Source organism: Bacillus sp. MUM 116 (genome assembly GCF_001866655.1).
Lineage (GTDB): Bacteria > Bacillota > Bacilli > Bacillales > Cytobacillaceae > Neobacillus.
Genome location: NZ_MLYR01000128.1, coordinates 1 through 13,092, shown reverse-complemented (window position 1 = coordinate 13,092; position 13,092 = coordinate 1). Strand labels below are relative to the sequence as shown.

The 13,092-nt window shown below is 39.1% G+C and carries 12 protein-coding genes; 2 read left to right on the top strand and 10 right to left on the bottom strand.

Going from position 1 to position 13,092, the window contains the following annotated elements; all coding sequences use genetic code 11:
* Nucleotides 1–264 precede the first annotated feature (264 nt).
* On the bottom strand, nt 265–1,431 hold the full coding sequence (locus tag BIV60_RS25195) for an NAD(P)/FAD-dependent oxidoreductase (protein WP_071358450.1): 1,167 nt from the start codon (nt 1,429–1,431) through the stop codon (nt 265–267).
* Between the two features lie 263 nt (nt 1,432–1,694).
* Between BIV60_RS25195 and BIV60_RS25190 the strand changes: the two genes are divergently transcribed.
* The gene (locus BIV60_RS25190; protein WP_071358449.1) at nt 1,695–2,954 is read left to right on the top strand and encodes a CdaR family transcriptional regulator; all 1,260 of its coding nucleotides are present in this window, start codon (nt 1,695–1,697) and stop codon (nt 2,952–2,954) included.
* 109 nt (nt 2,955–3,063) lie between these two features.
* On the opposite strand, the gene BIV60_RS25185 is transcribed toward BIV60_RS25190, so the two are convergent.
* The 8 genes from BIV60_RS25185 to BIV60_RS25150 all read right to left on the bottom strand — a co-directional run bounded on the left by BIV60_RS25185 (nt 3,064) and on the right by BIV60_RS25150 (nt 12,510).
* A complete protein-coding gene (locus tag BIV60_RS25185) occupies nt 3,064–3,771 on the bottom strand; it encodes an ABC transporter ATP-binding protein (RefSeq protein WP_071358448.1) in 708 nt (235 codons plus the stop codon).
* Between the two features lie 2 nt (nt 3,772–3,773).
* Complete coding sequence (locus BIV60_RS25180; RefSeq protein ID WP_071358447.1) at nt 3,774–4,538, bottom strand: ABC transporter ATP-binding protein; 765 nt, start codon at nt 4,536–4,538, stop codon at nt 3,774–3,776.
* The gene (locus BIV60_RS25175) at nt 4,535–5,545 is read right to left on the bottom strand and encodes a branched-chain amino acid ABC transporter permease (RefSeq protein ID WP_071358446.1); all 1,011 of its coding nucleotides are present in this window, start codon (nt 5,543–5,545) and stop codon (nt 4,535–4,537) included. The genes BIV60_RS25180 and BIV60_RS25175 overlap by 4 nt, the downstream gene beginning before the upstream one ends.
* Before the next feature lie 12 nt (nt 5,546–5,557).
* Nucleotides 5,558–6,457: a branched-chain amino acid ABC transporter permease gene (locus BIV60_RS25170; RefSeq protein ID WP_071358445.1), complete on the bottom strand. Its 900-nt coding sequence runs from the start codon at nt 6,455–6,457 to the stop codon at nt 5,558–5,560.
* Nucleotides 6,458–6,477: 20 nt separating this feature from the next.
* Nucleotides 6,478–7,638 (bottom strand): branched-chain amino acid ABC transporter substrate-binding protein, encoded by a 1,161-nt coding sequence (locus BIV60_RS25165; protein ID WP_083402455.1) that lies wholly within the window; start codon nt 7,636–7,638, stop codon nt 6,478–6,480.
* Between the two features lie 382 nt (nt 7,639–8,020).
* Nucleotides 8,021–9,682 carry a thiamine pyrophosphate-dependent enzyme gene (locus BIV60_RS25160; RefSeq protein ID WP_071358444.1) on the bottom strand — a complete coding sequence of 554 codons (1,662 nt, stop codon included), beginning with the start codon at nt 9,680–9,682 and terminating at the stop codon, nt 8,021–8,023.
* Between the two features lie 145 nt (nt 9,683–9,827).
* On the bottom strand, nt 9,828–11,309 hold the full coding sequence (locus BIV60_RS25155; protein ID WP_071358443.1) for an aldehyde dehydrogenase family protein: 1,482 nt from the start codon (nt 11,307–11,309) through the stop codon (nt 9,828–9,830).
* Between the two features lie 25 nt (nt 11,310–11,334).
* Nucleotides 11,335–12,510 (bottom strand): LL-diaminopimelate aminotransferase, encoded by a 1,176-nt coding sequence (locus BIV60_RS25150; RefSeq protein WP_071358451.1) that lies wholly within the window; start codon nt 12,508–12,510, stop codon nt 11,335–11,337.
* Between the two features lie 266 nt (nt 12,511–12,776).
* On the opposite strand from BIV60_RS25150, the gene BIV60_RS30665 reads away from it, so the two are divergent.
* Nucleotides 12,777–12,905, top strand: coding sequence for a hypothetical protein (locus BIV60_RS30665; RefSeq protein WP_256218547.1), 129 nt, complete (start codon nt 12,777–12,779; stop codon nt 12,903–12,905).
* A 61-nt stretch (nt 12,906–12,966) separates the two neighbouring features.
* Here the strand turns inward: BIV60_RS30665 and BIV60_RS25145 are convergent.
* Nucleotides 12,967–13,092 (bottom strand): IS3 family transposase (locus tag BIV60_RS25145; protein WP_141770553.1); only part of this gene is annotated, 126 nt, incomplete at its 5' end.

Genomic DNA, 13,092 nt, shown 5'->3' with positions numbered 1-13,092 from the left:
GACCTCCCCTCTTATTTTTCTGCCTCAACGGTCATTCAGACCGTGAGTTGGATATTTTTTGGTTAATAAAAGAAGCCCAAACGAATAACCCGTGACATATTAACTTTTTTTTGAGCGAAAATCTGGGTCTTCGTTTTCGAACCCATATAAATTATACTCAATCGAACGATTTAGATTTTTTATCGTCAAAATTCAATCTCCTCCTTATAAAAAACCATAGCTCCAAAAGGAAAACTTTCACCTTCAGAAGCTATGGATTACTATTTAATAAATCGCATCTTCAATAATTAATTGGTTTTCAGCAAATCGTTCCACCCTTAATGGGGATAAATCCAACGTTTCATAGTTACCCGTCCGAATAAGTTCGGAAAGACATTTTCCTACAGCAGGTGCCTGCTGCATCCCATGTCCACTAAAACCAAAAGCAACAAAGTACCCCTTCATTGTCGGATATTCCCCTAAAATAGCATTATGATCTTCAGTGTTAAAATCATAAAGTCCGGACCAGCCTCTTTCGATTTTCGCATACTCGAAGTTTTTAATTCGATTGGCAAGCACAGGCCATATGTTTTCAACAAACGCCGATCTTCTCCATTTAAAATCAATTCCAGGTTCAATTTCCTCGGCATAACCGGATATAAACTTTTCTCCTTCATGACGGAAATATACTCCCGTTGGGTCCATTGTTAACGGAAGATAGTTTTGCAGAGGTGTTTCAATATCAAACTGAAAGATTTGTCTAGGAAGCGGTACAACAGGTAGCGGCAAACCAGCTTTTTCGCTCAATAGGGACGCCCAGGCACCAGCGCAATTGACCACGACGGGGGCAAAAAATTCACGTCCATCGGCAAGCCTTATCCCTTTAATGTGATCTTGCTCGGTAATAAGTTCATCTACTGCATCATAAACATATTCCGCCCCTAATTTCTTGGCATTACGAATATATCCTTGCATCACCGAGTACGGATCCAAATAACCACTTTCTGAACAGAAAAGTCCACCAGCTAAGTCTTCCGTATTTAGCTCTGGAATAATTTTCAACAATTCTTTTTTATCAAGCAACTGTGAATGAATACCATTTTCATTTTGTAGTTTTAAATGTTTTTCGAATTTGGGCATCATTTCATCGGTTGCTAAAAATAAGTAGCCACGCTGTTTAAAATCGATTTCCATCTCTTCTCCGTCAATTGCCATCGACTTTGAAAAATCTTTATAGATTTGCAGACTGTATTTGCTAAGCTGCATATTCACAATAGTGGTGTAAAGCTGTCTAAAACCACCTGCACTTCTTGGAGTAGAGGCAAATTCATAAAGCCCATCTTTCTCAAAAACTAGAACTTTTCCACTAAAACCATCTTTTAATAAATGAAAAGCAATACTCGAGCCGATTACTCCGCCGCCAATGATGATGATATCCGCCTGATTTGGCACATAACCCCCACCTTCCTTTAATTTTCAGCTGAATAAACATCAGCATCTGAACTCTACACTTTATAAATTACCATGTGAGGTCACCCACTGAGTTTTCCTTCTATTTTTAATTTACTTATTTTTCACTTTGTATTCTATGTGAATTTTTTACGATAAAAACAATGTTTAGAATTGCTTTAATAGTCAATTTTAACAAGGGATTTTCAAACTTTTTAGAGAATTTATCATTGATAGTATTTTTAAGTTAGAAGGGATGGTACGCAATGGTTTTTTTAGAAGATATATCCCAAACCATCGTGGAGAATACATCTAGAATTATTGGATATCCAATTAGCATTACTGATGAAAAGGGGTATATAATTGGCTCCAGCGACACTAACCGTTTAGGAAGCTTTCATCAAGCATCTATCGATGTATTAAGAAAGAAGGAAACGATTTGTTACGAGTATGATGAAGTGAAGAATCTTACAAATGTTCTCCCAGGTGTGGCAACCCCCATTATCATCGACCAAGAGTCCGTAGGGGTCCTAGGAATTGTCGGAAATCCAACAGAAGTAAAAAAGTATGCTCAGCTAGTAAAAAGCCATGTGGAGTTAATGTGCCACGAATACTTGAAAAAGGAAATGCGGATTCTTGAGTCAAAAACACTTGATAATTTAATTCATTACCTGCTGAACTCAGATAATATTAAAGAAATGGACCAAATTATCCGTTTTGGGAAAATGCTCGGTTACAATCTGGGTTTAGAGTTTAATCGGGTTTGCCTGATTATTGAAGTGGATCTACTTACCGAACAATTTACCGGAACAGCCAATAAAAATCCCGATAAGTTTTCATGGCAATTTCTACAGAATAATATAATGGACTTACTGCGGTACTATTTAATAGACAATAAAGAGGATATTCTTTCCTCATTGACATTGGATCAATTTATTTTAATAAAAGCAATTGATCCAGCTGAGACCCCTGAAAGTTTTGCTAAACAAATGCAGCAGAAAATTAGCAGGATGAGTGAATATATTCAATCGAAATATCAATTTGATGCAAGAATTTCGATTGGAAGTATGAAAAAAGGAATTAACGGAATAAAAGAATCCTATGAGGAATCGATTAAAACTTTAATTGCCGGTAAAAGAACAAACATTTCTCCAAAGGTTTACTATTATAATGATTGGAATATTATTCTTGAACTGATTGGAACTGATTTACCTCCCTACATAGCAGAACGACTTTCCGATAAAATGAACTGTTTTTTCCAACATGTTAATTTTCCTACCTTATCTTTCACATTTACTACCTATTGCCAATGTAATATGAATATAAGTGAAACCGCTCGGAGCTTATTTCTCCATCGAAATTCATTAGTTTATCAACTAGAAAAAATCAGTGAATTGACCTGTTTAGATATTACAAACTTCGAACATTGTCTTCTGTTATATTTTGCGATAAAAAATTCCGGACAGGAAAAAACACCCGCCCATTCATTAATACTGAAAAATGCAGACAGAACCAGCCTTCCTTAACCATTGACCATCAGCCTAAATAAAAAGGAGTGTCCCAAGAAAAATTTTGGGACACTCCCTTTTTGTGCAATATATAGAGAGATAAGTAAAATGCTCCTCATGAATCTATTTACCCTCCAAGGTAAATTTTCTCAATGACCTTGTTTTTAATTAAATTTTCAGTTTCATCTTCATGAACTATTTCTCCTAATTCCAACAAATATGCTCTTTTGGTTAAACGCAGTGCAGCACGAGCATTCTGTTCTACTAAGAGGATTGTTGTTCCAGTTTCACTTATTTTTTTAATCGTTTCGAAAATGGTGTTCACAATAATTGGTGCAAGTCCCATCGATGGTTCATCCAGCAGCAGCAGCTTAGGTCTACCCATCATGGCTCTTCCCATTGCAAGCATTTGCTGTTCACCACCTGAAAGGGTTCCAGATAATTGTTTTCTACGTTCAAATAATCTTGGAAATAACTCATACACTTCTCTTAGACCTTGATGAAAATTATCTCTTGCACAATAGCATCCAAGCTGGAGGTTTTCCTCTACGGTCATAGTGGCAAAAACGCGTCTTCCTTCCGGTACATGGATCAATCCTTTTTTTACAATCTCATGGGCATTTTTCTTATGGATGGGCTCACCATAATAATGGATGCTTCCGTTTTTAGGCCGGATGAGTCCTGAAATTGTTCGAAGCGTCGTGGATTTGCCTGCACCGTTGACGCCAAGCAAGGCCACAATTTCCCCTTCGTTAACCTGAAGCGATATATTTTTCAGTGCAGGAACCTTTCCATAGGAAACTGAAACATTTTGGATTTCAAGTACCGTTGACATTTCTATCCCTCTTCACCTAAGTATGATTCAATTACACGCGGATCCTTCTTAATATCTTCTGGAAGTCCTTCAACAAGCAGTTCTCCATAATGAAGCACAATAATCCAGTCTGAAATGTCCATGATGAGCTGCATATCATGTTCGATGATGACAACCGTCGTACCGCTATCCCGTATTGAATAGATTAGTTGTTTTAGTTCGTTTTTCTCACTGTGGTTCATTCCAGCTGCCGGTTCATCTAAGAGAAGGATAGCCGGATTGGTCGCAAGTGCCCTTGCAATCTCCAACTTCCGCTGTTCCCCATACGATAGGTCAGATGCACGAATCTCTTCTTTTCCCTCTAAACCAACAAAGGAAAGCAGACGTTTCACTTCTTTTCTTACCCACTCCTCCTCTTTTTTAGTTTTACGCGGATTAAAAAGAGTGGAGAGGACATTACTTTTTGTTCGTATATGAAGGCCGGACATGACATTCTCTTCTACCGTCAATGTCTTAAATAATCGAATCGACTGGAAGGTTCGGGCTATTCCTTTTTGAACGATTCTGTCTGGAGAAACCCCTTTATAAGGCTTTCCTTTAAATAAAACAGTACCTGAGCTTAGATTTACAAACCCTGTCAAACAATTAAATACTGTACTTTTCCCTGCACCATTTGGTCCAATTAAGGATAGTATTTTCCCTTCCTTTACTTCAAAATTTAAATTTGAAACAGCATGTAAGCCGCCGAATTTCACTCCTATTCCTTGAGCCGAAAGTAATACACTCAAACGAAATCTTTCCTTTCCTGTGTATTTACTAAATCAAGCAATCCTTCCTCTTCTTTTGCTTTTTTCTTTGATTTATTATATTTAACCCCCATTAGTCCTTGTGGGCGATAGATCATGAGTACTAGAAGTGCGGCAGCGTATATAACTAAACGCCATTCGTCAAAGGATCGAAGAAACTCTGGAAGGGCTATGAGGATCACGGCGCCAAGCAGAACACCGATATTTCTTCCCCGGCCTCCTAATATAACCACCATCAAAATATTGACAGACTGCATAAAGGTAAAGCTTTCTGGGTTAATTACGGACATCTTCACAGCATAAAATGCCCCTGCGACACCTCCACACATGGCCCCAAGCAAATAAGCAAGCAGCTTATACCGTACAAGGTTTACACCAATCGCCTGTGCTGCCGACTCGTCCTCTCTGATAAACATCCAAGCCCTGCCAACTCTTGATTTACCTAGCTTGCTTGCCACAATCAAAATAAGTATTAACAGCAAGAAACCTAGGTAATAAAGATCTGTTTTTGTGGCAAATTGGAAGGTTCCAATCGAAGGTTTAGGAATGGCATAGATTCCGTTTGGCCCCCCAGTCCAATCCAAATTTGTTGCAGCAATCCGAATAATTTCACCGAAACCTAGTGTTACGATTGCAAGATAGTCACTACGAAGCCTTAAAGTTGGAGCTCCAATAATAAGACCTAAAATTCCTGAAACAATCGCAGCTGAAATCAACGAAATCCAGAATGATACATGAAAATTCACCATTAATATAGCTGTTACATATGCTCCAACAGCATAAAATGCCGCATATCCCAAATCGAGAAGACCACAGTATCCAACCACAATATTTAATCCAATTCCAAGCATTCCGTAGATAAATATTCCTGTCATGACATCCATTATATATGGATCTGGATAGACGATTGGAATGAGCACTGAGCATAATACCATAATTAGAAAGATAGGAGATATTGACTTTGTTATTGTAATTAGTTTTTTTCCCATACCTAACATCACCTACAACTTTTCTGCTTGTGGCTCTCCGAGAAGGCCAGTCGGCTTAAATACCAATACCAATATTAGGATTGCAAATGCGAATACATCCTTCCAGGCAGGAGAAAAATATCCTCCGCCAAGTGTTTCTAGAATTCCGAGCAGGAAGCCTCCAAGGACAGCTCCAGGGATATTCCCAATTCCGCCCAGTACGGCGGCCGTAAAGGCTTTAATTCCCATTAAGAACCCCATCATGAAACTTATTTGCCCATAGTAGCCGCCCATCATTACTCCAGCGGCACTTGCCAAAGCAGAACCGATAAAGAAAGTGATTGCCACAACGAAGCGAACGTTAATTCCCATTAACTGAGATGCATCTTGATCGAGTGAAACCGCACGCATTGCTCTCCCTAAAAAGGTCTTCTTGATAAAAAGCTGTAATATAATCATAAAGACAATACTGATTAGAAGCATGCCAACCTGTGAATATGAAACTTTTACTGAGCCATCGAAAATGGTCCCCCCAGCCGAGAGGTGGGGGTAAACCTTAAAACTAGGGCCGTAAAAAACCATGACTAGATTTTGAAGCAATAATGAAACAGCAAGGGCTGATATCATGATTGAGAGGCGCGGTGCATTTAATAGTGGCACATACGCTACACGATTGATTAAGACACCGATTAATCCAGTGACGATCATCGAAACAATCATAGCAAGTATAAAAGTTCCTACCCCGGAAGATGATAACGAACCAAACAGCCCGAGAATACTTAGGCCAAGAAAAGATCCTACCATGTAAACATCGCCATGAGCAAAGTTAATCAGCCGGATAATACCGAAAACCATCGTGTATCCCAGGGCAAGTAACGCATAAAAATTGCCGATCGTGAGACCGTTGATTATTTGCTGTAAAAACTCTTCCAATTTAGGAACCTCCTAATCTATTATTTTTGTGTGGCTTCAAATTTCCCATCTTTTACCTCGATCGTAATATAGCTGATGCCTTTTCGGTCCCCTTTTTCATCGAAATTAATGGTTCCGGTTACGCCTTGAAAATCTTTTATGCCGTGAATAGTATCGATAATTTTCTTTTTATCTTGAGTTTTTGCTTCCTTAATCGCTTCTGCAATAATGTTAACGCCATCGTAGGTATAGGAAGAGAAAGGTCCTGCATCCTCGCTATAGGTTTCTTTGTACTTGGAAACAAAGTCCCCTGCGCCGGCATTATCCAAGAATTCCGTGGTAGGTGCAGTACTGACAATCACGCCTTCTGATGCTGGGCCAGCAATTTTCATGAGAGTGGTATCATTATTACCATCACCTGCCGCAAATAATACGTTTAACCCAAGATCTTTCGCTTGTTTTATTAGCAACCCGCCTTCTGCATAAAAGCCTGTCCAATAGATGGCATCAGGTTTTAATGGCTTTAGCTTACTAATAACAACAGAGAAATCTTTCTCTCCTGGTGTAACGGCTTCAAAGAACGCAACCTTTCCGCCAAGTTTCTCAACACCGGCTTTCGTTTCTTGTGCCAAACCTTTTGTATAGGTAGTGTTATCATGCAAAATCGCTATATTTTTCTTGTGTTGAACATTAATAAGATAGTCTGCCATGAACTTACCCTGTTGATCATCACGGCCAATCATTCTAAATACGTTGGTAAATCCTTGTTCTGTTAATTGAGGGTTACTTGAGGATGGGGTTATAAAAGGAATTCCATTTTCATTGTAGACTGTTTCCGCTGGTAAAGCCGCACTGGAACAGTAATGTCCAACCACTGCATCCACTTTAGAAGTGACAAGTTTATTTGCAGCTTGGGTAGCAACCTGTGCATCACAGGCATCATCAATTGGTACAATCTTTATTTTTTTACCGTTCACGCCGCCTTTTTCATTAAGTTGAGAAGCTGCCAGCTTTGCGGCATTTACGATGTCGCTGCCCATCTTGGCACTTTGTCCTGACAATGGTGCCGGCACACCGATCTTAATGTCATTAGAATTTTCATTACTTCCACTCGCTGCTTCATTTGTTTTTCCACAGCCGACAAGTGATAATCCAAGCAGGAAGCTGCCAGCTGTCAACACTATTTTTTTCGAAATTTTCAATGTGACCCCTCCATTTTTTTATAGAGTTTCTATAACCTTTTTCTTATTTTTAAATGATTTCGACTTGATTAATAGGAAGCGCTTACACTGTTTTATTACCTTTACTTCTCCCTTACTCAATTGCTTTAAACCCCCTTTATATGTATTATTTATTGTAATAATAGATTTATTTTAAGTTAAAAGCATTCTGAATAGTATGTAAATTTTTCACGAAAAATTGTTTAAATGATGAATAAATTTTCGTCTTTTTTACTAGAAGGAATGGGAAATTTTGAAAGTGCATAGAAATTGAAAAACACGCTTTTGGATCGGTTTAAGGAATAATATTATAATTGAACAAACAAAAGGAGCATGATTCCTTTATTCATGCTCCTTTTTTATCCTAATTATGCTGTAGTGCTTTTTTACGAATAGATTCAATGGTTTCATTAACCGATATTCGTTCAACATTTGAGATAATTTCAATCACTATTGAAGTATTAGACAAAAGTGCTTTTTCAAAAGCCTGTTCGAATTCCTCGTCTGTTCGTACCTTAATCCCTTGAACACCTAAGGCCTCAGTTAATTGGGTAAAGTTGACCTTGTTGAGATCCGTGCCAATTACTCGTTCAGGATAGTGCATTTCTTGATGCATACGAATGGTCCCATAGGAATTATTGTTAAAAACAAGTGAAATCACAGGGATACCATAGCGAGCCGCCGTTTCTAATTCTTGGACTGTCATCATGAAACCACCATCGCCTGATAATGAGACAACGGTTCGATTCGGATGAGCAACCTTTGCACCAATAGCTGCTGGAAGACCATAACCCATTGCACCTGAGGTTGGACCTATATAGCTTTTAGGATTATCGAAAGAATACAGATCATGCAGCCAGCTGGCAAAGTTTCCGGCATCATTCGTAATAATGGCATCTTTCGGCAGTTTCTCCTGCAGCACACGAATCACATTTCGATTACTGATCCAATTTTCGTCCTCTTTCGGTATTTGATCGTTGCTTTTTTCGTATACACTTCTTCTTTCCCTACTCCATTCGCTCCATTCACCACTAATATTCATTTCTATTAAGGAGTTAAGTGCTTCCTTAGCATCCGCAAGAATACCTACATCTGGACTAAAGACTTTTCCGATTGTATCATAATCGATATCGATATGAATAAGCTTTGGATGATGATTAAAAATACTATAATCTTGTGTCGTAACTTCTGATAATCGAGTACCAACTGCCAAAATCACATCTGCCTGCCTAATCGTATCGAGTATGGAAGATCTTGCTCCTAGCCCAGAATGTCCTACATATAATGGATGGTTATTCGGAAATACATCTTGACGTCGAAATGCAGCCATTACAGGAATCTCAAACTTTTCTGCTACTTGAAGAAGCTCATATTCCCCATTTGAAGCAATTACTCCGCCACCTGCCAGAATTAATGGATGCTTAGCACCTTTTAATATTTCCTCTACCTGATTGATTTCATTGATTCCCGGTCTTGGTGCCGGTAAATTCGCCACTGGACCAAAGTACATTTCGGCTTCTTCAACTAATACATCCTCTGGAAGTGAGATCACAACCGGACCAGGGCGGCCGCTTTGAGCAACACGAAAGGCACGCTGCATGATCTCAGGCACTCGTTCAGCATCTTTTAATTCTACTGTCCATTTGGCAATATGTCCGAAAAATTGATCCAAATCTACCTCCTGGAACCCTTCGCGCCCGCGAAACTTGCTATGTACCTGTCCTAGAAAGACAATCATTGGGGTGGAATCTTGGTAAGCTGTATGAATACCGATTGCAAGATTAGCGCCGCCCACACCGCGGGTGGCCATAGCAATTCCTGGTTTTCTTGTTGCTTTTCCATATCCTTCTGCCATAAAGGCAGCCCCGCCCTCATGTCTTGTGGAAATGAGACGAATTTTTTTAGATTCATAGATACTATCCATTACAGGCAAATAACTCTCACCCGGCACACAAAATACATTTGTCACACCTTCACGTACTAAGCACTCTACTATTGCAGCAGCTGCAGTCATTGTTTTTTTCATAACTTTCCCCTTTATAATAATTGATTTTATGATGACTATGAAAAATTTCTAAAAATCATTAATTGATTATGAAAAATTAACCTGTATTCCGCTGACGAAATAACAGGTTAATCTACTCATATTCAAAACTTTTTAATGGAAAATTTTAGTTATTATCAATCTGCGCCCGCTGCAATTTACCGCTATAGTCCACATAAATCGATTTCCATTCGGTATAAACATCAAGTGAAGCTACACCAGAATCTCTATGTCCATTTCCTGTACCTTTTGTTCCTCCAAATGGCAGATGGATCTCCGCACCAGTAGTACCAGCATTAATATAAACAAGGCCCGTATCCAAATCTCGCATAGCTTGGAAAATACGATTGACATCAGCAGAATAAATGGAACTGGAAAGCCCAAACTCGACGCTATTATTTACCTCAATCGCTTCTTCTAAACTATTAACCGGAATAATAGAAACCACCGGGCCGAAAATTTCTTCCTTTGCGATTCTCATTTCTGGAGTAACATCTGTGAAAATCGTTGGGGCATAGAAATTTCCTTGATCTAAGCCGTTTTCTGTAACAATTTTTCCGCCAATAAGAAGCTTTGCGCCTTCCTCCTGGCCAATTTTTACATATTCATCAATCCGTTCTAAAGAAGAGCGATTGATTACAGGGCCCACCTTAACCGATTCATCCAATCCATCGCCCATTTTCAATTCAGGAATGCTTGCAAGCAGCTTTCTTTCTAGCTCTTCTTTCACATCTTTATGAACAATTACACGGCTTGTAGCAGTACATCTTTGCCCTGCTGTTCCAAAAGCTCCCCATAAAATTCCTTCCACAGCCAAGTCAAGATCCGCATCTTCCATCACCGTAATCGCATTTTTACCGCCCATTTCCAAAGAGGTTCTTTTTAATAAAGCACCTGCACGGCCGTTAATTTCCTTTCCTACCTCATTTGAACCTGTAAAGGAAATCAAATCGATATCCGGATGCTCTACCATTGCATTCCCTACAACGCCACCGGAACCATTCACTAGATTTAACAGTCCCTTAGGCAGGCCGGCATCTTCATATATTTTGACGAATTCTTCCGCTACCATCGGTGTTTCGGTTGCCGGTTTCCAGACTACTGCATTCCCTGTCACAAGAGCAGGAAGGGACTTCCAGGAGGCAATTGCAATAGGGAAATTCCAAGGAGTAATCAGGCCGGCAATCCCAATCGGAACCCGTACGCTCATTGCAAATTTATTTCGAAGCTCGGATGGAACGGTATCACCAAAAAGTCTCCGTCCTTCTCCTGCTACATAAAAGGCCATATCGATTGCTTCTTGGACTTCCCCGCGTCCTTCCTCAATAACCTTTCCCATTTCACTTGTAAGAATTTGAGCGAGTTTTTCTTTTCTTTCTTTTAAAAGATAGGCAACTTTGTATAAAATATCCGCCCTTTCTGGAGCAGGAACAAGGCGCCATTCCTTCTGGGCAGCTTTTGCGGCTTGAACTGCACGATCCACATCTTCCTTCGACGATTGCGTTACCTCAGCCAAAACCTGACCATTTGCCGGATTGACAACAGGAGTAAAATTTCCTGTAGAGGATGGACACCATTCACCATTAATATAGTTTAAGATTTGTTTCATCGTATTCCCTCCAAATAATAAAGTATTAGCTTACCGTTTTTTTTATATTTTGTTTTATTCTCGCAATAGCTTCATGTAATCTTTCACTAGGAACTGATAAGGATACCCGGAAATAACCTTCACCTGAAGGGCCAAACGCGTTACCTGGTGTAAGGATGACACCCGTTTGTTCTAACACACTTGTGACAAATTCTGTCGAGGTATATCCCTTTGGAACAAGAGCCCAGATGAAAAAGCTTCCCTTCGGAGGCTCGACATCAACCCCAATCGATTTAAGCCCTTCCACCATTGCCAGCATTCGTTCTTTATAGATTTGATTATGCCTGGCCACACAGCTTTGATCACTGTTTAAGGCAAAGGCTGCTGCCTTTTGGATCGGGGTAAACTGTCCTGTATCCGTATTACTTTTCAAAATGGACAAGGCTTTTATCATTTCTTTGTTCCCAACCACATAACCAATTCGGAATCCTGTCATATTATAGGTTTTAGAAAGGGATCCAAATTCAACCGCAATTTCTTTTGCCCCTTCAGCCTGAAGGATGCTTGGCGCTTTATACCCATCAAAAGTGACCATATTATAGGCTGAATCATGGGCAATTGGGATATGATGTTTTTGTGCAAACGCAATCGCTTTTTCGAAAAATGGAATATCAACCGTAGCTGCCGTCGGATTTCCAGGATAATTTAACAGCATTAACCGAGATTGTACCAATATATTTGTTGGTATAGCTGTAAAATCTGGCTCAAAGTTATTCTCAACAGTTAACGGCATATTAAAATACTGTCCATTTGCAAGTAAGGTTGCCATCCGGTAAACAGGATAGCTTGGATCAGGAATTAAAACATAATCCCCCGGGTCTATCAGTGTGGGGATTAAATGGGCAATTCCTTCTTTTGACCCAATTAGTGCCAGTACTTCCGTTTCCGGATCAAGCTTTACCCCGTACTGCCGCAAATAGAAATCTGCAACAGCATTTCTAAATTCAGCACAGCCTATAAAACTCGGATATTTTAATTGGTATGGATCTTGAATCTCTTCCACCAGCTTATCGACGATATGCTTTGGAGTCGGCAGGTCAGGATCGCCAATACCTAAATCAATGATATCGATTCCTGATTTCATCATTGCAGCCTTCTTCTTATTTATTTCTGCAAATAAATAGGGTGGAATCTCGCTTACTCTGTTTGAAATAAAACTCACAACCTCACCTCTCTTTTCACATGAACTTTCCATATGTTCAGAAGATTCAATTTCCATATTCTTAATTTATCGGTTTTCACCCTATATAACTATGGTTGTTTTATACAAAAAAAATGGCATTTTCACCTTTGATTCCGTATGATTTTTACAATTAACTGCTATCCGCATGATGAATATTGTTTATCCACTTTTTATAAACTTAGGATAAGATGATCTTTTTTTGGAAAAAATAGATGGGTAAAATTTCGGAAAAGGAGATGGTTATATTGGTGAATCAAAAGAAAGAAGATCAAAATGAAATTTTAAAACCTGACCAGCAGAGCCTGGAAAACTCGATTTCTGACGAGAGATTGCCTGAATTTGATGAAATCGGAACGGCATTAAATGATATATAATTTCATGTAAAATTCAACAAAAAACTGAAGTGACCCCTAAAAGTTAGACACGGTTATTTCATTAGGCAGCGTGTGTAAAATGAGTTCGGTATTGTACCGGACTCATTTTTAATTTTGCCTTGATCCGTTTCGTATTATAGTAATTAATATATTTTTGTAATTCTACTTTAAAATGTTCGACACTCTC

What these genes read in the sequence shown, in the direction of transcription:
- BIV60_RS25190 (WP_071358449.1), top strand. Translation starts at nt 1,695, where the DNA reads ATGGTTTTTTTAGAAGATATATCCCAAACCATCGTGGAGAATACATCT.
- BIV60_RS25185 (WP_071358448.1), bottom strand. Translation starts at nt 3,771, where the DNA reads ATGTCAACGGTACTTGAAATCCAAAATGTTTCAGTTTCCTATGGAAAG.
- BIV60_RS25175 (WP_071358446.1), bottom strand. Translation starts at nt 5,545, where the DNA reads ATGGGAAAAAAACTAATTACAATAACAAAGTCAATATCTCCTATCTTT.
- BIV60_RS25160 (WP_071358444.1), bottom strand. Translation starts at nt 9,682, where the DNA reads ATGAAAAAAACAATGACTGCAGCTGCTGCAATAGTAGAGTGCTTAGTA.
- BIV60_RS25155 (WP_071358443.1), bottom strand. Translation starts at nt 11,309, where the DNA reads ATGAAACAAATCTTAAACTATATTAATGGTGAATGGTGTCCATCCTCT.